Origin of the sequence: Anabaena subtropica FACHB-260 (assembly GCF_014697105.1) — a bacterium.
Classification (GTDB): domain Bacteria; phylum Cyanobacteriota; class Cyanobacteriia; order Cyanobacteriales; family Nostocaceae; genus Trichormus; species Trichormus subtropicus.
In genome coordinates this window covers 23,858-46,523 of sequence record NZ_JACJRF010000024.1, presented here as the reverse complement: position 1 = coordinate 46,523, position 22,666 = coordinate 23,858, and the positions used below count along the sequence as shown (strand labels likewise).

The following is a 22,666-nucleotide window of genomic DNA, read 5'->3' as shown; positions in this document are numbered from 1 at the left end:
TTAAACAAGAATTCCCGACTATGGACTATTGACTACTGCTTTGTTTTATTTTTTCATTGTGGATATAGCGGTGATTTATCAATTTCTCCTACATTGTTGAGTGGCCAAAAGCGAAGCACTGCACGACCAATGATATTCTGACGAGGGACAATACCCCAACAACGGCTGTCGTAACTGCTATTACGGTTATCTCCTAGCACTAGATAGGAGTCGGGCGGTATGGTTTGGGGTTTTGCTAAGAAAGCCGGCTGTTGACCTGATGTACAGACATCAACGAGGGTAGCTTGTTTTGAACCTAAATATTTCTCTTCATTGAGGGGTTTTTGGTTGATGTAAACTTTACCGTTTCTCAGTTCTACTGTTTCTTCAGGTAAGGCAATCACCCGCTTAATGAAGGCATCTTCATATTGTTCTTTGCGTAACTCTTCTGTAGGGGAAAAAACTACAATATCTCCCCTCTGCGGTTGAGAAAATCTATACTTCAATTTATCAACAATAATCTTGTCTGCTTCCCACTGATTTGGAGTACCGTGGAGAGTTGGTTCCATCGAGCCAGAAGGAATCCAGCGTGCTTCAGCCACAAAGGTACGGATACCTAAGGCGAGAACAATACTTAATACAACTGTTCTACCTAGCTCTGCGATCCAAGAATTATCAGGTTGTTTACTTGAGTTGTTGTCAGACACTTGATTTTGCATGAAATTACTGAAGTAAGAAAAGTGTAAGTAATTAACTCACCGAGGGAGACTATATTTGTTAATCTTAACGGGAGAAACTAGGTTAGGTGATCTTTGGTTAATGATTATGAGTCATTAGTTATTGCTTTCTACTCTGGATTGTTGAGTTTTGACTCAGCAAAATAGCGTGATTCATAAGATAAAAATAATCTTTTTTGTAAAGAAGTGCAAAAAAATATTACAAAAAATGCTGCTGAGATTGACCTAAAAGCATAGTTTTTTATAGTCTACAGTTCCTCTTTGGAAAATCGTTAACCTCATGTCATCCCCGTTAAGTTTACTAATTCGCCGCGCTGGCATCATCTTACCGAATGGTGAATCTATGGTAGGAGATGTGTTGACACGCGATCGCCAAATCGTTGAAGTAGCCCCGGAAATTGTCAGCACTACACCAGTTATAGAGATTGACGCTGAAGGGTTAACTTTGTTGCCAGGAGTCATAGACCCGCAGGTGCATTTCCGTGAACCAGGACTAGAACATAAGGAAGATTTATTCACGGCCAGTTGTGCTTGTGCCAAAGGTGGGGTGACTTCTTTTTTAGAAATGCCCAACACTCGCCCCTTAACCACTAACCAGCAAGCTTTAGATGACAAGTTACAGCGTGCTGCCAACAAGTGCTTGGTGAACTATGGCTTTTTTATTGGGGCAACAGGCGAGAACACACCAGATTTACTAACAGCGCACCCAACGCCAGGTATTAAGATTTTCATGGGGTCGATGCACGGTCAATTGTTGGTTGATCAAGAGACTGCATTAGAATCGATATTTGCCCAAGGTCAGCGCTTAATTGCCGTTCATGCCGAAGACCAAGCCAGAATTAATCAACGCCGTCAAGAATTTGCGGGGATTCAAGACCTAGCAATTCACTCCCAGATTCAAGACAATCAAGCGGCACTGTTAGCGACCCAGTTAGCATTAAAACTTTCTAAAAAATATCAGCGTCGTTTACACATTCTGCATATGTCCACCGCCGACGAAGCAGAATTACTACGTCAAGACAAACCTAGTTGGGTAACAGCAGAGGTGACACCACAACATTTGGTGTTAAATACTAGTGCTTATGAACGTATTGGCACATTAGCACAAATGAATCCGCCATTGCGATCGCCCCACGATAATGAAGTCTTATGGCAAGCCTTGCGGGATGGGGTGATTGATTTCATCGCTACAGACCACGCCCCCCACACTTTAGAAGAAAAAGCCCAACCCTATCCCAACAGCCCCTCTGGAATGCCTGGGGTAGAAACATCCTTAGCCGTCATGTTAACTGCGGCGATGGAGGGTAAATGTACCATTTCTCAAGTCGTCAACTGGATGTCCAAAGCTGTAGCCGTAGCTTATGGTATCCCCAATAAAGGAGCGATCGCTCCTGGTTATGATGCTGATTTAGTACTTGTTGATTTGAATACATACCGTCCCGTCCTGCGAGAGGAATTATTAACTAAATGTCACTGGAGTCCCTTTGAAGGCTGGAACCTCACAGGATGGGCAGTGACAACTATAGTTGGCGGTCAGATTGTTTACGACAAAGGTAAGTTAAACACATCAGTGCGCGGTCAAGCTTTAAGTTTCGTGTAGCCAATAATATTCTCTCTTTACGTAGAGTACAAATGTAAAACAGTATAGATACTGGGCTGGGTAGATTCTTTCTGGAATTATTACCCAGTACCCAATCTTAAATACGAATTACGAATTAACTAATCTACTAAGGAGAAGTCAAATGTCTTTCAAAATCTTGAGTTTGGATGGTGGTGGTATACGCGGCATTATTACCGCACGCATCCTTCAAGAAGTAGAACGACAGATTCAACAGCAACAAGGTAAATCTTTACACGAATACTTCGATTTAATTGTTGGTACTTCTACGGGATCAATATTAACAGCCGGAATCGCCGCAAAAAAAAATAGTCATGAGTTAGTTCAACTTTATAGAGAACAGGGTCAGCAAATATTTCCCCTTGAAAGAAAAGAGCGTTACAAAAAAATTCCTGGTTGCTTACAACCGATTATTGAAGCATTTTCTCCACCTAAATATTCTCATCAAGGGCTAACTAATGTCCTAAAAAATGTATTAGGTGATAGAAGAATTAAGGATATTGAAAGTCCGATTATCTTGATTTTGGCTTACGATACTCTTTACCGAAATACAACATTCTTTACTAATTGCCATCCTGATTTAGGCGATAGATGGTATGACGAATGCTATCTATGGGAAATATGTACCGCTTCAGCTTCGGCTCCTACTTTCTTTCCACCATATAAATTAGAGCCTGTGGATAAAGAAAAATATGGACATTGGGTATTCCCTCATATTGATGGGGGCGTTGCTGCTAACAACCCAGCACTAGCGGCACTCAGCCTAGTAATGCGGTTGTCGCAATCTTCAATTTCTTCCACAATTAAACAACAATATAATCTAGATGGTATCAAATTAGAAGACATTTCTATCCTTTCTATTGGTACTGGTCAAACTGGTGAACCATACCAATTTGAACAGGTAAAGAATTGGCGAGGTATAGATTGGGCGCAGCATCTTGTTAATATATTTATGGAGCCGACATCAGAAGTCAGCAATACAATTTGCCGTCAAATTATGGGCGGATTTAATTCTCACAGATATTTACGTCTTCAGTTTGATTTAAATGAAAGATTTCAACCGAAAAAAGAGGAATCTTATAAAGATACTCGCCAAGTTCTCAAACCAACAGAAAGAGTTAATAGATTTACGCAAACTCCACTTAGTGAAGAGATGGATGATGCTAGGGATAATATTCTTGAATATTTAATTGATGCTACATCTAAGTTTATTGATAAAGGTTGTACTTTTTATACTAGAAATGATTGCGGGCCTGAGGTGAAAAAAGCGATCGCATCTTTTATTAGAGCTAATTAGTATATTTACGTAAAAATTTCTAGGGATAATTATTTCTTAATCTAAGAGCCAGCATTTATACTGTGATTTTTTCATGTCAATACTCAATCACTCACTGGAAACAGCTTTTCTTTAAGCGATGGCGTTCCGCCCACCGGAGGTGATCACTTTCCTTGATAAGAAAAAATTTCATAAACTTTTTATTTGATAAATTTAATTTATAAATTAATAATTAGTAACTTTACGGGTATAGATCCTAAAGTTGTTTTGGGAATACTTAAGTACGAGGATGAGCTAGGCAATTAGTACGGAAAGTAGTAAGCCTTTTGCTTCTCACCTTAGTTTTTTGCGTTTAACTATCCGGATTTTTTACCAAATAAGTGTAGAGAAAAATAGGGTTAAGTAAACGGGCAAGTTTCTGTGAAAAGAATGTTTTATACATATAAAAATTTTATATGCACTTAATTTGTACGTTCTAAAAACCTATTTCTTACGTTTCTGATTGTTTAGTGCTTCAGGGCGGTTGATTGCTAAGGATCTTAGCATTACTTAGCAAAACCTAGCAAGAAACGATAAACCAGTATTTTTTCTTGCACAATAAAGAACAAATTTTACAGAGACAATCCAAGAAGTAGGTCAATAGGAATAACCATAGTGCAAACAAATAAAAAGACTTTACCAGTATTGACTGGTTTAATCAAAATCTGCTGTAAGCCTTATCAGTTAGATGATCTGCCAGAGGACAAGTTTATGCCAGTTTTAATGTCAATCTAATTTTTAGAAAAGGCAGGTATTAAAAACATCTTGCAGCTTGCTAGATATCACCTGTACAAGATTCTTGAAGACACTGAGATTTCAGTTTTCATCCATCTACACCAAGATTGATCTTGAGAATAAGCAATCCTAGCTAACCTCAGTAAATAACTCAGTAGATGGCAAAAGTAAGCAAATGTTCTATTGAAGAGTAATTCACCGATTTTAAGATTATGAAGGCAATTATGTTAGTGAATTTCTGTGATGAGCGTGGTAGTGGTAGATAGGACGAGTATGAAACTCTTTCTCGACTATCGGTAAAAATTTTGTCGTAATAATGTGGAGAGTGATTGGGTATGACGCTGATGTGCTGGTAAATTTAGGATAATACTAATGTAATTTGGGGTAAATTGTTTACTGCTTCTACTCAGTGCCAAACAACCCTGATACGACTAAAGTGCTAGGCAGCGTTTTTACCCAATTTGGAGCTAAAGCTGTTCACATAGTAGCAATGAACTCGCTGATGGTGCAATTGAATGGTGTAATTTCGGCTTGACGACTGCCCTCATCGCCATAAGTCAAAAGCACGTTAATATAAGTACTTGGCTTGTAAGGCATTCGTTCGGACCACTCGATCGCTACAATACCCGGAATCACCTCAATACCATCCCAGTAAGTTTCTAGATTTAAATTTAATACTTCTTGCGGCTCTAGGCGATATAAATCCAAATGATACAGGGGGATACGTCCTTCCGTATACTCATTAATTAGAGTGAAAGTAGGACTGACAATGGGTTCAGTGATACCTAAACCTTGACCCAAACCTTTTACTAAAGTAGTTTTACCAGCACCTAAGTCACCTTCTAATAAAATGACACTACCAGGCTTTAAAGTTTGTCCCAAAGACACACCCAAATTTAGAGTCGCGTCTGTATCTATAAGAGAAATTTTCATAATGTAGTCAGTAGTCCATAATACTTAATCAGTTTCAATATCCAAAATTGAAAATCTAAAATTTGCACAGTCAAGAATGAAAATATGCGGTAATCTTAATACCTTCTACATCAAAAATGTGGTTTTGAATACGCTATTTTATCAAATTAGTAAAATAAAATGACTATGTGTATGTCATCAAAATACTGATTTTATTTATTAACGAACCAGGAAAAACCAATGAGCAGAGAAGTAGCTAAAGTCATTGTATGGGAAGAAAACCAAAAAGATTTTCTCAAAAAGTTCTATGATTTACAATTTACTCCCAGAATAGGCGAGGAAATTTATCTCCAAAAAGAGAGATGGAAAGTAAAAAGAGTTGAGCATGATGTAGAAGTTAGTGAAATTAATGTCTACGTAGAGTTAATCAAAAAAATCAAACAAGATAAACCATCTAATTCAGAAACAAAAGGGAGTCATTAGACAGATTCAAGTCTTATACCAATTTGAAAAATAATAGCAACAGATGGACACAGAAAGCTCAGATAAACCAGGCAGTGTTCTATCCCCAATCTAAAACAAAAAATGGTATTAGACGCGCTTCACATTTGACACTAGTAACTTGGAAAACCAACGCCTCTGTTACGCGAAAACCCAGTAAACAAGCAGATTTCAAACATACTGCTTCAGGGTAGAAATTGGCTAGACTCCACCGTAGGCTATGACTCATCAGATGGAGATGAATTATCGCCTCATTTTCCGTGATGTGCGCCGCCATACCACTTCAGTAGGACTTTAGCTAACTTTTGAGGATTGTGACGCACAAAACCTGTTTCATCTTCGTACAAAACGTTAGCTAAAACAATTCGTCTTCCCAATTGGGATACAGCTTCTCTGTCTAAAAACACAGGATGGGAGTGTTGTTGAGCATAACGGATGAGTGATTGGGCGGAGGGGGATTTTTTGTGTACTAATACAGCATCAAACAATTGTCTTTCGCCACAAGCAGCATCAATTGCGCGAATGTGGTCAGCCACAGTATAACCTTCAGTTTCGCCTGGCTGAGTCATGACATTGCAGACATAAATTCGTGGGGCTTGAGATGCAGCGATCGCATCAGCAATATCTGATACTAATAAGTTAGGAATCAAGCTGGTATAGAGGCTACCAGGGCCAATAATAATATAGTCAGCTTCTTTTATAGCCTTAATGGCAGATGGCAGAGCCGGAGGGTTAGCAGGAATGCAACCAATCTTGACAATTTTACCACCAGCCTTGGGAATGCTAGACTCACCCTCGATTCGGCGACCATCGGCTAATTCTGCCCAGAGACGAACATCACTGAGAGTAGCAGGCAAAACTTGTCCTCTCACTGCTAGCACTTTAGAACTAGCAGCAACAGCTCGTTCCAAATCACCAGTGATATCACTCATCGCCGTTAAGAACAAATTGCCAAAACTATGGCCAGTCAAGCCATCCCCAGCCCGAAAACGATATTGAAATAACTCCGTCAATAACTTTTCTTCATCTGCCAAAGCTGCTAAACAGTTGCGGATATCTCCTGGTGGTAAGACACCAAATTCCTGACGCAACCGCCCAGAAGAACCACCATCATCTGCTACCGTGACAATAGCAGTAATATTAGCACTGTAAGTTTTTAGCCCTCTGAGTAAGGTAGATAGCCCAGTACCACCACCAATGACCACTATTTTTGGCCCCCGGTACAAGCGACGATGGGCTAACAGTACGTCAATAAGTTCTTCTTCCCCATGTGGCCTTAAAACCTGAGTAATCGAGCCGACAGTGCGAGTTTGTCCCCAAAGCAACAATAACAAACCACCCAAAATCACTACAGGGCCGCTGATATAGTTGGGTAAAATGTTGGCTATGGCTGCCAAAAAACCCCTAATCAACTCCAACATCCAAAAAATGGGGGTCAGCTTCACCCAAATAGCTAACCCCAGAATTGCCAGTAATACACCCCCAACACTAATTAGCAACCAACGTTTGATCGATAATCCAGGAGATAACCATTTAAACCACTGGTTCACCCTATGGGAAGTTCGACTGCGCGATTGCTTCTGCAACGCGTTAAGGGCTTGTCTGAGAAAACCGATTGACATACCTGATTCGGAGCCGTGGTACAGAGAATAACTAACAGAAAATGTACACTAACTGGTTTTAACACCAAGTATGAAATTATGGAATCTTTTAGTTCCATTGAAACTAAAAGCAAGTCATCAAGGCTGCCAGTGTTATCTATAAAACTGTAACTTGCTAACAGAAAATTTAATGGAAAAGCGAATTTTAGGATTAGATCCAGGACTGGCAATTTTAGGATTTGGGGCAATTACTTGCCAACAAAGTTCTACCCAAATACAAGATACGATAGTCAATGTCTTGGATTTTGGGGTGATCAGAACCTCAGCAGATACAGAGGTCGGACAACGCTTGTGTACCTTGTTCGATGATTTGCACACCCTGATTGACAATTTACAACCTGATTTAGTTGCAATTGAAAAACTGTTCTTCTATCGTATGTCAAGTACTATCCTTGTGGCACAAGCTAGAGGTGTAGTTATGTTAGCCCTGGGACAGCACCATTTGCCTTATGTCGAATTTACTCCAGCGCAAATTAAACTAGCTTTAACGGGTTATGGTAACGCCGATAAATCTGAAGTGCAAGAGGCGGTAGCACGAGAGTTGGATTTAGCAGAAATTCCTCGGCCTGATGATGCTTCTGATGCGTTGGCTGTGGCTTTGACAGCTTGGTTTCAACTGTAAAAATTTTACATACGTAATTGGGTTTTCAAGTCACCTGTCACACGTCCCTGTAACCCTTTACCTATACCATCTCCATTGGTAGTGATAATTAAAGGGATAGATGATATTCGCTTACCGCGAAACACCTATCCCCAAATAGCTGCCCAGATGACGAACCTGGAACCCTATAATCTGGTATCTAATCAACCTAGTATCAGACGAGATATGTAGATTGTCACTGGGATAGATACGGATTTAAAAAATATTTGTGAACAAATCATACTGATCTGAGGTGAAGATGCTGAATTAGGAGAATCTGGGAGTTTGTGATAGGGAGTAATCACTAACTCCCAGATAAAGGAAAATTGGCGTTGCTGAATGATAGCGTGATTTACTGACGCAGAGACTCAGGGAACACAAAAAACAAATTATTCCAAATTGACGGTTAGTAGGGTGCGTCAGTATGAATAATTTCTTGGTACAGCTAGGTTTTCTTGCACTGACGCACCCAACCTAATTGGATATTTTTTTATCTGGAAGTCCATCAGCAAAAAATTTGTAGCTTGCTTTCAACGATGCTCCGCTCCAGTTTAGGAAATAGAACTTTTTAAGAAATATCCACTCCTTTCATCGCTAGCAACGCTGTACCATAAGCTGCTTCCGTATTCACAGACGAAACTACAGATACTTTTAAATGTCTTTGACGAATTGCAGTCCAAGTGGGATTTTTTGCCCCACCACCTGCTGTATAAACCTGATCTAAGCTATCTGCACCTAATTTTTGTAATAATTCATATCCTTGGGTTTCTATGCGGGCGATACTTTCTAACAAGCCATGCAAAAACTCGACTGGATTATCTGGGCGTGGTGTGAGGCGTGGGGATAAATTGGGATCATTGATAGGGAAGCGATCGCCAACTCTCAACAAGGGATAATAATCTAACTCACTGGCTTTTGTCGGATCAATCTCATGACTCAAGTTTTCTAACTCAGCATCAGTAAAAAATTCTTGTAATACTGCACCCCCAGTATTCGACGCACCGCCAGTCAACCACAAATCACCAAGGCGATGGCTGTAAATTCCATATCGCGCATCTTCTACACGGGTATGACTCAACAGTTTGAGTACTAGCGTTGAACCCAAGGAAGTCACAGCTTCTCCTGGAGATTTCGCACCACTCGCTAAAAACGCCGCAATGCTATCTGTTGTCCCAGCACGTACCAAGCAATCTTGAGGTAATAAAAACTGTTGGGAAATTTCGGGACGCAATTCCCCAATTGGAGTCCCAGGGGGTACTACTTTGGGTAGCTGAATCGGTATTTGCAGACTTTCTAACCATTCCGGATATTTCAACTTTTCTACGTCATACCCCAGCTTTAAAGCATTGTGGTAGTCGCTAATTCCCAACCGTCCATGCAGTAAGAAACTTAACCAGTCGGCTTGATGCAAGAAATATCTCGCCTCACCAAAAGATGGTAATTGCATCATCCACAGCAGTTTAGCCAAGCTGGAGGTAGCACTTATAACGGTGTGATTTGCTGGTGCGATATTTTTCAACTCCTCCAGTACCAATGATCCCCGTGCATCGTTGTAAAGTAGTGGGGTATCTACAGGGTTGCCAATCGCATCGCATAATAAAACAGTAGAGGAAGTGCCGTTGATGGCGATCGCTTTCATATCTCGCCGCAACTCTTCAGGGATTTGCCCTAACAGAGTCAACAAAGCCTTCTGCCAACTAGACACTAAGGAATCAGCCCAAAGCCAAGGATACCGCACTTGTGTCTGGATTTGGGCTGACTCATCGATTACCACTGCCCTAGCGCCAGACGTACCAAAGTCGATTCCCAGATAACAACCCATATTTTTATAAATTTTTTTAATGAAAAATAACCAAGACTACTGACTAAGAAGTGCTTTTGTTGCATCTTGTAACAAGATGTTCCAAAATCCTGGGAAAACAAGGAAAAGTAGTAAACGAACTATTCAACATCGATTTGAGTTTAGGAGGTTTTCAATCATGCCCATCTCAGATACTCAAGTGTACATCGCTCTAGTTGTAGCCCTGATTCCAGGTATTCTAGCTTGGCGTTTGGCAACAGAACTTTACAAGTAATGAAGCCCAACATCAAGTCTGCTTGAATGCTGATCATGAGAATTTCTCATGATTCAGTTATCAGATGGACTTGATGCTGTGTCAAGCTTCATACTCCTAAACACAACAATCCAAAATATCTGGATTGTTGTGTTTTGTTTGTTAGATAGTCATTTATACAGTTGGTTATTGATACAAAATCGTAATCTTTTATAGTATAAGTTTATGTATATATACTTAAATAATGACTCAAGCCATATACTGCTAATCAGCCAAAATATCACCTAAAAAACTCATTAACGGTTAAAAGTATCGAAAAATTGGCAGATATTAAAAAAATGAAATTGACAAATGCAAGTTTTGATTGATACTTTAGAGTAGTTTAATTTTTCTAAAAATCAACACATACAAAACTAACAATCATACAGTAACTTGGACTTCACAAGTGAGAATGCAATTCGGAATTGACATTAACCCTTAAAAGAATAATAATCCTGGCAGACAAGGCGCAGTTTCCAAATACTGGTGGCTGAATCCCCTAAAGTTGTGCCAACCAGTTACCTACGTGTCTTTTGTGTTCTTTTGACAAACAGCACACGTGTAGCAATTTGGAAAAAATGAAGTAATATGTCAGCTAATCTCAGCCGTCATCACTCCTAGTAGGCTCTTGACACTTCGGCTGTTCAATCAGGTCAATCAGGAAATTTTCTCTAGAGCATCATGAACGCTTTTCAACCTTCCCAATTTCCGCAACAACCCACCACACCACAACATCGGGCTGTTCCTCGCCCAAAAAGGCATCTACGCCAACGTTCTTATCGGCTAATGGCAGTAGAAACTACAGCCAAGATAGCAGTTAATATTGCAATTACATCAGCCGCCGCAGCTGCTTTGATGCAACTTTTACCTCATCACTGGTCACAGCAAAGTAAATTGCGCGAAGTTAATGTTGAAGTCAAACAAATGGAAAGACGCGTCAGTGATTTACAAGCTCAATTGAGCCATAATCTTGATCCACGTCAAGCTAATAGTATCAGACAACAGCAAGGATACCGATTCTCTCCTAATCAAATCCCCATTGTATTGACGAATGAAGAGCGCCCAGACGTGGAAGCTTCAACACCCTTACCCTAAGGAAAATATTGCCTTGGAGTGGGGATAATATATATTATTTATAGATGCAGTGGCTTATAAATACAGGGTTTTGGTGCAGAGTGCTAACAGCTAATAGTTAATAGCTAGTTTGGTCTGATTTTTTTAGCTATGATCTTTTAGCCGTTAGCCACATCACTTTAACGAACTCAAATTCAAAATTATTCCTTATTTTTAAATTGTTAATTTTGAATACCAGTAATTGCAACAGATAGTTTAAAAGCTACTCCTGTACAACACTAGGCGAACCAAAAACAAACAAATTACGAATTACATCGAGGGTAGCAATTCATTTAACCAAATTTCTAGCTGTAAACGCAAACGATAGCCAGGAACATCTCTTTGACCATGCAATGCAGGTAATTGAGTCACCGCGCGACGATAGTCAGCGATCGCACAATTCCAATCACCCCAAATATGGTAAGTTCTGCCACGTTCAGCCCAGATATGACCCTCTAACTGACCGAAAACTAAAGCAATATCAAAATTCTCAATTGCTTGGTCATATTCGCCCAAATCGCGGAGAGTAATGCCTCGGTTAATCCATGCTCGCACATGACGAGGATTCAAATCAATAGCGCGATCATAGTCAGCTAGTGCGGCTGCTAATTCTCCAGAGGCTGCGTAATAATTGGCGCGATTATTGTAAGCACTAGCCAAATGAGGATCTAACTGCAATGCCGTGTTGTAGTCTTGTAGTGCTTGTTGGATATGACCACTTTGAAAATAAATCAACCCCCGGTTGCTGTAATCGACCGCGTTGTAGGGGTGGCGATTAATCAATTGGTTAAGTAGAGCGATCGCTGCCGTATAATTTCCCTGTTGTGCTGATCTTAAGGCACAAGACCGTAAGTAGCTGTCACCTAACCCCAATTCATCGTCACCATTATCACTATGTTCTTGAGGGTCAAGTTTAGTCTTAGCAATAAATTGGTGACAATTATTTTGCTGATCGCCAGAGGCTAAAAATGGGTGACTGTTCATGTTTTTCTGCCTTAGCTGCTTGGTCTGGGAAATCAATTGATAGTCGTTGCGGTAGCTTCTTCAGAAATTCTTTTGAAGACAAGCACACCTGATACAGACTATTTACGCTCCAATCTAGTAATAGATACGTCATCCCCAGGGTAAATTCCTGAAACAAGAAATATTAATCTCTAAGACTATTCAAGTAGTAAGAGTGACAAATTCGGTAAAATGCCAGGGAAGAGGCAAGGGAGCAAGGGGGAGAAACTTACACAAAGATTTCTCCCCACTCCCCAATTCCCACTCCCCATTTTCCCGACGCCCCACTCCCTATGACAACTACAATTTCTGAACAAAACGCAGCCGACCTCAATGCTGATGATTATATTGTCATCGGTCTAGCGACTTGCTTCATCAAGGAAGATGGAGAAGTTCATCAAGTCGATGTAATTGAACCGATTCCCTCCGCTTCTTTGGAAGCGATTTTGAAAGGTATTCCTACCTCATATAAGTTGGCTTGTGCAACTAACTTGGGTTCAGTGGTGAACGGAGATGAGCCAATTTTACCAGCAGGCTTTCCAGATACGGCTCAGTTCGCAGATGAATTTACACAACGAGTATTTGCAGCAGCCCGTACATACAAACGTCGTGAAAGTGCAAAATCTTTGATTCCTCTAGGTACAACCTATACAGATTTTAAATATTCTCTTGACCGCAAGCGGGTATTAAATGCTAATAGAGTAGTGACAAAAGACGATAATGTGAAACAGCATTCTCATACTCACAAAGTACTTTAATCCCAGGTAATTATGCTGAAACTCTATGGAGGCGCTTTTAGCCGCGCTTCAATCGTCAAGTGGTACTTAGAGGAACTAGAAGTTCCTTACGAATTTGTCTTGATAGATATGCAGGCTGGAGAACATCGCCAAGCCGATTACTTGAAAATTAACCCTTTTGGAAAATTACCCGCGATCGCAGATGGTGATTTTCAGCTTTGGGAATCAGGAGCAATTTTGCTCTATCTTACAGATAAGTACGGTAAAAATTCTCTATCACCAGATGAGAGGGGAATACTTTCTCAATGGGTACTTTTTGCTAATGCCACCCTTGGGACTGGTATCTTTGTAGAAGCCAATCGAGAAAAGGAAATGCCTCGTCTGTTGACTCCTCTAAATGAGATTTTTGAGTGTCAACCTTTTTTACTGGGTAATCAATTCAGTGTTGCTGATGTTGCGGTCGGGTCTATGTTAGCTTACATTCCCATGATGCTCAAACTAGATTTGAGTGAGTATCCAGCTGTGGTGAACTATATCAAGCAAATAACTGAACGACCAGCATTTAAAAAAAGCATTGGCGGACGGTCTTAAACAATTCCAAAAAAAAGCGGGGAAGGTATATTATCCCCGCTTTTTCATCAAAAAATTGCATCTAAAACCCCGTCATTCTACGACGACTTTAAAGTAATGAGCAATGAATCAATTCAAAACTCAAAATAAGTAATACGTAAATATTTCTTACTCATTACTCATTACTCATTACTCATCACTCATCACCCACCTGCTACATCAACGATAATTGGTAAACTGTAGCGCCACAGGATAGTCTTCTTGCTTCAACCGTTGGATGACTGTTTGCAAATCATCTTTATCTTTAGCAGACACTCGCACAGCATCACCTTGAATGGAAGCTTGGACTTTTTTGAATTCATCCCGAATCAATTTAGAGATTTGCTTGGCGATATCTTGACTGATACCTTTTTTCAGGGTAATTTCTTGGCGGACGCGATTACCACTGGCTGATTCTACTTTGCCAAAATCAAAGATTTTTTGTGATAGATTACGCTTGGCGGCTTTTTCCCGGAGAATGTTGTGAACGGACTCTAAGGTAAACTCGCTATCCGTACCAATAGTAATTTTTTCTTCACCCAACTCAACAGTGGTCTGAGTATCTTTGAGGTCGTAACGACTTTTTAGGTCTCGGATGACTTGATCAACAGCGTTAACTAATTCCTGCCGATCAAAATCGCTCACAATGTCAAAGGAATAAGTAGAAGCCATAAAAAATGTCAAATTTGCGATTTTAGATTTTAGATGAAGGACAGGATATGGATTGAGAATAATCTCACTCCTGCTTCAACTTTGGATTTGCGCTCTTTGTAGTGGATGCAGCGAGTATTTTAAATTTTAGATTGTTCAATCAAAAATCTACAATTGCTCATTCCCCAATCAACCATTAGCTTGAATGATACTCAGAAAAATCAGAGTACCAGAACTAAGAAAGCCGATAGCATACATCAGCGATCGCAAAGGCGGTATATTCAAAATATAGAAGATAGAGTATAGCAGACGAGCCACCAGAAAGGCGATCGCTGTCCATGCGGCTGTGGGAGAATTCACACCAGTAACATAAGCCATTAGTGCAGCTGCGGCAAAAATCATAAACGCCTCAAAGGAATTTTGGTGCGCCCATGTAGCTCGTTGCCCATAGGGTGGTAATTTATCAAACATAGCGCGGGGAGCAGAAATATCATATCCAACACTCACACGGGCATAACCCACCACCAAAAATGGTAGATAAATTAACACCGCAGCTGCGGCAATAGAATATAACAAAATAATCATGTTTTCTGGTTAGTTAGTCATTAGCCATTAGTCATCAGTCCATAGTCCAGATGTTGACTATTGACTGTTGACTAATCAAAGTAGAAAAGTGTTACCACTTTTCTTTGTTCTTCCGCATCACCACAGGTTTGTAGGAGAGTGCGGCTGTCATGAAATGCAAAGCAGATGAGCTGCTGACATCGGGAGACAATTTCTTTGTTGCACAAGTAACTAGCTTCAGCAAGAGACAAGTTATCATTACTAGGATTTTCTACTAGGTGCATCACCTGTTCTAGTTGCTGGCGGGATTCCTGAGGCTGACGTTCCAAACTTTGGGGTAAAATTACCGTGAGCAAATTGGGGTCAGCACGCATCGCTCCCTTAATGGCAGCTGAGTTAGTACCTGTAGCACCAGAGGTAATGACTCGATTCCCTGACAAAACCAGGGCGTAAGTCATCATTTCAATCAGATTTTGATGCGTAATCGGCACATGACGAGAACCCAACAAGGCAATTCGTTTAGAACCTGTTTGTTGGATTGTCGCCAATTCTTGCGCTAACGTATCGAGGTTAATAAGGTCTGTTGACTGGCTCAAAGACGGAGGTATTCAGATTAAACAACCAAGTTATTCTACCAAAGAGCGTGTAAGTGCGAAGCGAACTTGAGTCATATACTGCTAATTTTTTTGAGTTGGGGACTAATGAGTAATGACAGGCGTTAAACCAAGCTTAGATAACAGGCGATCGCAGTCAAAATGGTCAGCCATTAATTGACGAATGCACTGTACTTTAATTGGCTCGTGGACTCGTACTTGACCGAAGGTGCGGTCAACAATTTCTACAGTGGTGAGGGTATCTAAGTCAACAGACAAGATGGGGATTTCTAATTCTTCAGCACGGCTGAGAATAAACTGCGGTGGTGGTAATTGTCCGGTGAGGATGAGACATTGGGTAGAGGTTTCTAAGGCTGCTTGCTGAATTTCTACGCGATCGCCTCCTGTGACTACTGCCATATTGCGACGTTTGCGGAAATACTTTACCGCAGAATTGACATTCATTGCGCCAATGGCTAGACTCTCGACCATTAAATCTAGGCGATCGCTACGACAGAGAACTTCGGCGTTTAGCTGTTTGACTAATTCACCCACGCTGACACTACGGAGTAAATCATTTTTCGGTAACATCGCCAAGACGGCGATACCTTGCTGTTCTAGATAGGGACGGACAAAGTTCTCAACGGTTGCTAACTGTGCAGGCGGGATATCGTTGATCACAACTCCAATTAGGCGATCGCCCACACGTTTTTTAGCAGATAATAAAGACTCCACAGAAATTAGCGAGCTGTATCGGCTGACTAATAGTACAGACGCATCTAAAACATCTGCCACTTGCAGTAAAGACAAATCAAATAGATAACCTTCAGCTAGATCCCCAGGGCCTTCCAGCACAATTAAATCCCCGCGAGGAACTTGCAAGTACTCCTGTACTAAAGTCTGCCGATAATCAGTTTTGTCTTCACCAAACAGACGTTTCTGCATACTGGCTTCATCTAAAGCCAGTAGTGTGGGAGTAATGCGGTTTGCCGACAGGTTGAGACTAAGAGCAATAAACTGGACATCTTCTTCAACTACAGTACCGTCAGAGGTACTCAAACTATTGCCTAATGGTTTGCCGTAAGCAATGTCTAATCCCTTTTGCTGTAACTGATGAGACAATCCCAGTACAGTTGCGGACTTACCGCTATAAGTCTCAGTTGAGCCAATCAGCAAATACTTAGCAGATTTTGGCACACACGCACTCCTAATTTCAAAAGGCAGTAAAACCCAGCCAGGTGTTTACTAATTTTAGTTGGTTCTGGCAGAAACCTCCGGCGCTCTCACAGAGGAATTTCTCGACTTGTACTTCTTTTATATAATTAAATTAGTGCAAATGAGGGATAATTTTAATAGTAAAATTATCCCTATAGTAATCTGATTTGATTCTTGTTGGCATAGTCTGAGCTTGTGCCTGAAATTCTGTTTATCTGTGGATCGAGAAATGGCTACTACAAACGTAAAACGTTAGTTATTGCCCATTTTAACTATATTTCAAAAATAAATTCTGAATCTTATATTATTATTAAATGCAAACAAATAATTTTTCTTAAAAAAGATATTTGTCAATTTTTAAATTGACGGAATATTTTAGAAAAAATTAATAAATAAGAGTATAAGAGCATAGTTTCAAGAATGTATCTCTTTATCTACACTCCTACACTCATGCACCCCAACAGATGTTCATTCATCTATACGCAGAAGCTTGCGGTAAAAAGATTGTGAGAAATCTGTCAGCTTATAACGTCTGTGATTTTCCATTAATTCGATTAAAAAACTCATAAATTCAAAACTTGCCATCATAATTTCGTAGCTTAGCTCAGCGTTACCATCAAATTGCATTCGGCAACGGGTCAAATCTGATGGTAGAGTAGCAACATTCCAAGAGGCGACAAAGGGAACGTTTTCACCTGCTTCTATTTTGCGTTGCCCTTCTATAATGCCTTTTTGATAAAGACTGATAGCTAGGGGCAAAGAATTACGTTTAGTGCCTTGAATATAAGGCAAGTAGACGCTTGCTTGTTGTTGAGTGGCAGGCTGGAGTTGCTCAATAGACATTTTTGGATATTCCTCAAGTTAATTGACAACTAGGGATATTAGTAGTTGTCAATAGTATTCCCAAAAAATTTGGGTTGTACACATGAAGGGTTTAGAGGTAAATCTTTTTCCCTTACACCTTCATACGCCTATCCCCCAAGAATGATAGTGGTAACACAAGTTACTGCTAAGAAATATTAAAATGTCAGTTAAAATAAGGCTGCATTAGCTTTTTTTGAAGCTGGGCGCAATAACATCTAAAATCTTATCCGTAAGGTGATGGATACTGGTATTGCAGTTTCTGCCAACAATAAATTGTTGTTAACCGATTCCCAGCTTCTTTTGAGGTGTAGACAAATAGTGGTTTTTGAATCAAGTAACTTATGCCAGCGAATTCCTGGCCCGATAAAGATTCCTACGAAGAGCTTGATCCACTCAATTCCTTGTTGTCTGACCTATCAGCAACTGAGGAATCAGTGGTAGAAACACGGGATTTGTCTCAACCATCCCGTTTTCAAGGACGTAGAGGGAAAGCTGCTCTAGTTTTAACAATCGTCTGGAGTAGTACAATCGCTCTACATTTGGTTTCCTGGGGGTCTATTTTCGTACTAGGGTTGACTACCATTTTGGGTATTCATGCTTTAGGAGTAGTTTTCGCTAGACCCCGCCACTATCAAAAAGAGATTCAGGGTAGTTTACCTTTTGTATCTATATTGGTAGCCGCGAAAAATGAGGAAGCTGTCATTGCTAAATTAGCTAAAAATCTTTGTAATCTGGAATATCCCAACGGGCAATACGAAGTTTGGATAATTGACGATAACAGTACCGATAAAACCCATTATGTTCTAGCAGAACTAGCAAAAGAGTACGACAAACTAAAAGTTCTCAGACGTTCTGCTCAAGCTACTGGTGGTAAATCGGGAGCATTAAATCAAGTTTTACCCTTAACTAAAGGTGAAATTATCGTCGTGTTTGATGCTGATGCCCAAGTTGCATCAGATATGCTACTCCATGTAGTACCTTTATTTCAAAGGGAAAAGGTGGGGGCGGTGCAGGTGAGAAAAGCGATTCTGCAAGCAGACGCTAGCGCGAACGCCAACGCCAAGGAAAATTTCTGGATCAAGGGACAAATGGCGGAAATGTGTCTGGATATTTGGTTCCAGCAACAGCGTACAGCCCTGGGAGGAATTGGAGAACTGCGGGGTAACGGTCAATTTGTACGCCGTCAAGCCTTGGAAAGCTGCGGCGGTTGGAATGAAGAAACGATCACTGATGATTTGGATCTAACTTTCCGCCTGCATATTGACAAGTGGGATATTGAATGCTTGTTTTACCCAGCAGTGCAGGAAGAAGGCGTAACAACAGCGATCGCCCTTTGGCATCAGCGCAATCGTTGGGCAGAAGGCGGCTATCAGCGCTATTTAGACTATTGGGATTTAATTCTCAAAAACCGCATGGGGACGCGGAAAACTTGGGATATGTTGGTGTTTATGGTGACAATGTATATCCTGCCAACAGCAGCAATTCCCGATGTACTAATGGCAATTACCCGCCATCGTCCACCAATATTAGGCCCAGTGACAGGCTTATCTGTAACTATGTCCGTTGTCGGTATGTTTGCTGGTTTACGGCGCATTAGACAAGAACAAAAGTTACAAGTTAATACCCCTTTTGTATTGTTGCTACAAACAATGCGTGGCACTTTATATATGCTGCACTGGTTAGTAGTCATGAGCAGTACCACAGCGCGGATGTCATTTAGACCAAAGCGGTTGAAGTGGGTAAAAACGTTACATACAGGAAATGGAGAATAGCCCCTTAGGGTAATTAAAAATTAAAAATGCAAAATTCAAAAGGTATTTTTGGATTTTGCATTTTTTATATTAATCATTAGTCAACAGTCCATAGTGTCTTCTCTTTAGTCCCTTATTCATCATCTAAATCGGATTCCTCTGCCCACTCAGATGTAGCCATTTCGGAGAATCCTTCGCCATCATCGGTAAATCGGACGATTTGCCCATCAAAAAATTGTGCTAGACGCTGGGCGGCGATCGCAACTTCATCTGTTTCCCACTCAGCTAGAGGTGCTTTGTTCGGGGTTGGAGGTGGTGTTGTTGCGCCTCCTGTATTTGGGGTTATGGGTGCAGTTTTTGGTGCAAGGTTAGGTGTAGCCTGTTGTGGTGGGGGTGCGGCTGGCTTCTGGTTGTAGGTTGGTGACGGTGGCTGTTTTACAGTGGAGGAGCCGTTATGACCATTACTGCTACTGTTATTGTTGGCTGGGACTACTTTCCTGACTGTAGAAGGATTTGAGGCGTTACCTTTTTCTAAAGTTACCTGAATTTCCCGACTAAAAGTCTGTTGAAAGGCTGCCGTAATCATTGGTACATCTGATTTTACTTTGTCATACCACATACCTTTGACACCAATACGAGCTACAGCGCCATCAAAATCGATGAGATGACACATTTGACCCAGTAAGGCACGTCTGGGCATTTGCTGAATATTACTAAGTACTTGCTGCCAAATTTGAGCAAAGTCAAATTGTGGTGTGTCGATGACTTCCTCTGTGGGAGGGGGAGATGGGGGGGGGGTGGATCCGTTAGCGGTTTCTTGATGGTTGGAAGATGGAAGGGATGGGGGAACGGGGGGAGATGATGGGGGGGTGGTGGATGTGTTAGCGGTTTCTTGATGGTTGGAAGATGAGGGGAGTGGGAGAGTGGGGTGTGGGGATGGGTTTTTTTGTGTTGCTTTTTGGGAATGCGGCTGAGTTGATGATGGGCGGTAGTCGCTTGGTGCAAAGGCTACAGATGTAGGTTGAATATTCGCACTGGGTAATAATCCCAGTAATGTCACTTCCAGCCATAAACGTGGTTGGGTGGTGTTTTTTATTTGCAGTTCTGCTTCTTGTAGGTGTTTTTGCCCAAGCAATATTGTATTCATGGGCAAAGATTGAGCGGACTCAACTAGTGCTTCCCAGGTTTGCTGGGTACAAGCAACTAAATCATGACGATTCGCTGCTGTTTTGGCTATGAGTAAATCGCGGTAGAAGGCGGCTAGATTTTGCAGAATGGTTAGGGGTTCTCGACCACGATCTAAGATTTTGCGGGTACAGTCTAATACTAATTCTGGGTTATCTTGGGCGATCGCTCCCAACAATAACAATAAGTCCTGTTCACTAACGGAACCAACCAAATCCCATACTTTGTCTGGTGTGACTCCATCAGGTAACAAGGCTAATTGGTCGAGCAAACTTTCCGCGTCTCGTAATCCCCCTTGAGATAATTGGGCTACTAATGTTACTGCTTCTAGTGAAATATTAATGTTTTCTTTAGAGGCGATCGCACTCAAATGCTTCACCATCGCCTCTAGTTGGATACGTCTAAAATCAAACCTTTGACAACGAGAAATAATTGTGGGTAATACTCGTTGTGGGTCAGTTGTCGCTAAAACAAAGACTACGTGCTTAGGTGGTTCTTCTAGGGTTTTAAGTAGCGCATTGAATGCTGCACTACTAAGCATATGGCATTCATCAACCACATACACTTTATAACGACACTGTACAGGCGCAAATTGAGCTTTTTCAATCAATTCGCGGATGTTGTCTACACCTGTATTACTGGCGGCATCAATTTCAATTACATCGAGGGAGTAGCCTTTGGTGATTCCCTGACAGACATCACAAACTCCACAGGGTTCAGCAGTGGGCTTGTCACTTTTAAGACAGTTGAGGGATTTGGCAAGAATTCGGGCGCTAGAGGTTTTACCTGTACCTCTGGGGCCGGTAAATAAATATGCTGGGGCTATTTTAGCTGTACGGATAGCATTTGTAAGCGTGGTAGCGATCGCCTCTTGCCCCACCAGTTCAGCAAAACTCTTTGGGCGATACTTGTGGTGCAGGGGTTCATAAGACATGGGTGAAAAAAAGTCAATACCTTCTAGGATTTATTTACTAAGTTGTTCTTAAATGTGTCTACACCCAATCATGAGAATTTTTACCCCTAAAGAGTCTTGCCATTTTGAATCGTGAATGAAGTTAAACCATTTTAAACTTTGCCACCCATATTGTGAGCTGTGACATACCCTAGAAGAGATTGTGAAATTCACTGATATACATTTATTGACTTGGCTAAAGCAATAGTGAGCTTTGCGCTCGCTACAATCTTAGGGGAAACAATAGTAAATGGTACAGCAAATGCTCAGGCGGCTAGTCCAATGGCTTAAAAGGTTTTTTCAAGGCTTGTTTGGTAGGGGTAGGAAACAGACTGCGGTTAAAACTAGTTCTAACGTCACAGAAAAACCGGCTCCACCCCTCAGTGACACAGATTTAGAATTTCTGTTCACTGAACTTCTCGAAGGAGTGCATCAGGCGCGAGGCCAAGCTTGGGCGGAAAAGTGGCTGCAAAATATTGAGCATCGTGTAACGACCGCACAATGGATAGAGTGGTTAAAGCGCTTTGGCGAAAAATTGCTAGCATCCTCCTCACCAAATAATGAATTAGCTGCTCGATTAGTCCAACTGGGTGAATTGGGCGTTGGGCAAGTAGGAGACTTTGCCTATGATATTGGGATGCAGGTATTAAGCCGCAATCAAGGCGAACCCATTTGGGAATATGATGGCCCAGATATGGATAGTACTGATGTATTATACCCAGAGGAAAGCATTTCTGCAACTGAGGAAAACCCGGAAGGAGATTACCAAACTGTCACCCTTGATCAGTTGTTTGTGATGTTACAAGAGGACGAAAACTTACGCCAACAGATTGCAGAACAGCTAGCGATTGAGACAGATGATCCTCAAATTATTGTTGAGGCTTTGATGAATCAATATTACGCTGCTAGTCAGGGATCGGGAAGTGGGGAGTAGAAGGCAGGGCAATACGGTTCGGATAAGCAGGGGGTGCAGGGGAGGCAGGGGAGGGAAGAGAGTTATTATTAAGCAATTTCTCTTCCCCTGCTTCTATTCTCCCCCTGCACAAGAACAGCTCGCCTCAACAGATAACTCTGTTAACCGAACCGTATTGGAAGGCAGGAGAGGGGAGCAGAGAAAGAATATCTTACTCAGTCCTCCCTAATCTCTCAAATACTGAAAAATCTGTTAATTTTACTGGATTTCACGTAAATCATGAATTATCATGAGTTGTTTAACACAACGATCGCTACAATCTAGGG

The 22,666-nt window shown here is 41.1% G+C and carries 23 protein-coding genes; 11 read left to right on the top strand and 12 right to left on the bottom strand.

The genetic code is table 11. The features are described from left to right. Positions 1–53 precede the first annotated feature (53 nt). Entirely contained in the window at positions 54–698 is a 645-nt protein-coding gene (gene lepB / locus H6G18_RS14730) for a signal peptidase I (RefSeq protein ID WP_190407853.1), read from the bottom strand. Positions 699–996: 298 nt separating this feature from the next. Between lepB and H6G18_RS14725 the strand changes: the two genes are divergently transcribed. The 3 genes from H6G18_RS14725 (at position 997) to patS (ending at position 4,650) form a co-directional block, all read left to right on the top strand. Continuing rightward, a complete protein-coding gene (locus H6G18_RS14725) occupies positions 997–2,316 on the top strand; it encodes a dihydroorotase (RefSeq protein ID WP_190407852.1) in 1,320 nt (439 codons plus the stop codon). 142 nt (positions 2,317–2,458) lie between these two features. Further along, positions 2,459–3,631, top strand: a complete 1,173-nt coding sequence (locus tag H6G18_RS14720; RefSeq protein WP_190407851.1) for a patatin-like phospholipase family protein — start codon at positions 2,459–2,461, stop codon at positions 3,629–3,631. Between the two features lie 965 nt (positions 3,632–4,596). Further along, positions 4,597–4,650, top strand: coding sequence for a heterocyst-inhibiting signaling peptide PatS (gene patS, locus H6G18_RS25335; protein ID WP_395939658.1), 54 nt, complete (start codon positions 4,597–4,599; stop codon positions 4,648–4,650). 211 nt (positions 4,651–4,861) lie between these two features. On the opposite strand, the gene tsaE is transcribed toward patS, so the two are convergent. Continuing rightward, complete coding sequence (gene tsaE / locus H6G18_RS14715; RefSeq protein ID WP_190407850.1) at positions 4,862–5,317, bottom strand: tRNA (adenosine(37)-N6)-threonylcarbamoyltransferase complex ATPase subunit type 1 TsaE; 456 nt, start codon at positions 5,315–5,317, stop codon at positions 4,862–4,864. Between the two features lie 219 nt (positions 5,318–5,536). Between tsaE and H6G18_RS14710 the strand changes: the two genes are divergently transcribed. Then, positions 5,537–5,779, top strand: coding sequence for a hypothetical protein (locus tag H6G18_RS14710; RefSeq protein ID WP_190407849.1), 243 nt, complete (start codon positions 5,537–5,539; stop codon positions 5,777–5,779). A 79-nt stretch (positions 5,780–5,858) separates the two neighbouring features. On the opposite strand, the gene H6G18_RS14705 is transcribed toward H6G18_RS14710, so the two are convergent. Continuing rightward, positions 5,859–6,074 carry a hypothetical protein gene (locus H6G18_RS14705; RefSeq protein ID WP_190407848.1) on the bottom strand — a complete coding sequence of 72 codons (216 nt, stop codon included), beginning with the start codon at positions 6,072–6,074 and terminating at the stop codon, positions 5,859–5,861. Further along, positions 6,049–7,419 carry a gluconeogenesis factor YvcK family protein gene (locus H6G18_RS14700; protein WP_190407847.1) on the bottom strand — a complete coding sequence of 457 codons (1,371 nt, stop codon included), beginning with the start codon at positions 7,417–7,419 and terminating at the stop codon, positions 6,049–6,051. Before H6G18_RS14700 ends, H6G18_RS14705 begins: the two co-directional genes overlap by 26 nt. 169 nt (positions 7,420–7,588) lie before the next feature. Between H6G18_RS14700 and ruvC the strand changes: the two genes are divergently transcribed. Then, positions 7,589–8,080: a crossover junction endodeoxyribonuclease RuvC gene (ruvC, locus tag H6G18_RS14695; RefSeq protein ID WP_190407846.1), complete on the top strand. Its 492-nt coding sequence runs from the start codon at positions 7,589–7,591 to the stop codon at positions 8,078–8,080. 586 nt (positions 8,081–8,666) lie between these two features. Here ruvC and H6G18_RS14690 read toward each other — a convergent pair. Beyond that, positions 8,667–9,920 (bottom strand): FGGY-family carbohydrate kinase, encoded by a 1,254-nt coding sequence (locus H6G18_RS14690; RefSeq protein WP_190407845.1) that lies wholly within the window; start codon positions 9,918–9,920, stop codon positions 8,667–8,669. A 157-nt stretch (positions 9,921–10,077) separates the two neighbouring features. On the opposite strand from H6G18_RS14690, the gene psaM reads away from it, so the two are divergent. Together psaM and H6G18_RS14680 are read left to right on the top strand one after the other, a co-directional pair. Next, positions 10,078–10,173, top strand: a complete 96-nt coding sequence (psaM, locus tag H6G18_RS14685) for a photosystem I reaction center subunit XII (RefSeq protein ID WP_027404816.1) — start codon at positions 10,078–10,080, stop codon at positions 10,171–10,173. Positions 10,174–10,872: 699 nt separating this feature from the next. After that, on the top strand, positions 10,873–11,286 hold the full coding sequence (locus H6G18_RS14680) for a slr1601 family putative cell division protein (RefSeq protein ID WP_190407844.1): 414 nt from the start codon (positions 10,873–10,875) through the stop codon (positions 11,284–11,286). Positions 11,287–11,574: 288 nt separating this feature from the next. Here the strand turns inward: H6G18_RS14680 and H6G18_RS14675 are convergent, their stop codons facing one another. Beyond that, positions 11,575–12,288, bottom strand: a complete 714-nt coding sequence (locus H6G18_RS14675; protein WP_190407843.1) for a tetratricopeptide repeat protein — start codon at positions 12,286–12,288, stop codon at positions 11,575–11,577. A 311-nt stretch (positions 12,289–12,599) separates the two neighbouring features. On the opposite strand from H6G18_RS14675, the gene H6G18_RS14670 reads away from it, so the two are divergent. Continuing rightward, the gene (locus tag H6G18_RS14670; protein WP_190407842.1) at positions 12,600–13,064 is read left to right on the top strand and encodes a hypothetical protein; all 465 of its coding nucleotides are present in this window, start codon (positions 12,600–12,602) and stop codon (positions 13,062–13,064) included. A 12-nt stretch (positions 13,065–13,076) separates the two neighbouring features. Further along, positions 13,077–13,634: a glutathione S-transferase family protein gene (locus tag H6G18_RS14665; RefSeq protein WP_190407841.1), complete on the top strand. Its 558-nt coding sequence runs from the start codon at positions 13,077–13,079 to the stop codon at positions 13,632–13,634. Between the two features lie 198 nt (positions 13,635–13,832). Here the strand turns inward: H6G18_RS14665 and H6G18_RS14660 are convergent, their stop codons facing one another. The 5 genes from H6G18_RS14660 to ebsA form a co-directional block, all read right to left on the bottom strand. Next, positions 13,833–14,324, bottom strand: a complete 492-nt coding sequence (locus H6G18_RS14660) for a YajQ family cyclic di-GMP-binding protein (protein ID WP_190407840.1) — start codon at positions 14,322–14,324, stop codon at positions 13,833–13,835. 168 nt (positions 14,325–14,492) lie between these two features. Further along, on the bottom strand, positions 14,493–14,888 hold the full coding sequence (locus H6G18_RS14655; protein WP_190407839.1) for an MAPEG family protein: 396 nt from the start codon (positions 14,886–14,888) through the stop codon (positions 14,493–14,495). A 71-nt stretch (positions 14,889–14,959) separates the two neighbouring features. After that, positions 14,960–15,463: a DNA-processing protein DprA gene (locus H6G18_RS14650; protein WP_011318792.1), complete on the bottom strand. Its 504-nt coding sequence runs from the start codon at positions 15,461–15,463 to the stop codon at positions 14,960–14,962. 102 nt (positions 15,464–15,565) lie between these two features. Next, positions 15,566–16,657, bottom strand: a complete 1,092-nt coding sequence (locus H6G18_RS14645) for a phosphotransacetylase family protein (protein ID WP_190407838.1) — start codon at positions 16,655–16,657, stop codon at positions 15,566–15,568. Positions 16,658–17,143: 486 nt separating this feature from the next. Then, complete coding sequence (gene ebsA / locus H6G18_RS14640) at positions 17,144–17,518, bottom strand: type IV pilus biogenesis protein EbsA (protein ID WP_190407837.1); 375 nt, start codon at positions 17,516–17,518, stop codon at positions 17,144–17,146. Between the two features lie 362 nt (positions 17,519–17,880). On the opposite strand from ebsA, the gene H6G18_RS14635 reads away from it, so the two are divergent. Continuing rightward, positions 17,881–19,311: a glycosyltransferase gene (locus H6G18_RS14635; protein ID WP_190407836.1), complete on the top strand. Its 1,431-nt coding sequence runs from the start codon at positions 17,881–17,883 to the stop codon at positions 19,309–19,311. 112 nt (positions 19,312–19,423) lie between these two features. On the opposite strand, the gene H6G18_RS14630 is transcribed toward H6G18_RS14635, so the two are convergent. After that, positions 19,424–21,409, bottom strand: a complete 1,986-nt coding sequence (locus H6G18_RS14630) for a DNA polymerase III subunit gamma/tau (RefSeq protein WP_190407835.1) — start codon at positions 21,407–21,409, stop codon at positions 19,424–19,426. A gap of 268 nt (positions 21,410–21,677) precedes the next feature. Between H6G18_RS14630 and H6G18_RS14625 the strand changes: the two genes are divergently transcribed. After that, entirely contained in the window at positions 21,678–22,361 is a 684-nt protein-coding gene (locus H6G18_RS14625; RefSeq protein ID WP_190407834.1) for a hypothetical protein, read from the top strand. Positions 22,362–22,666: the final 305 nt, after the last annotated feature.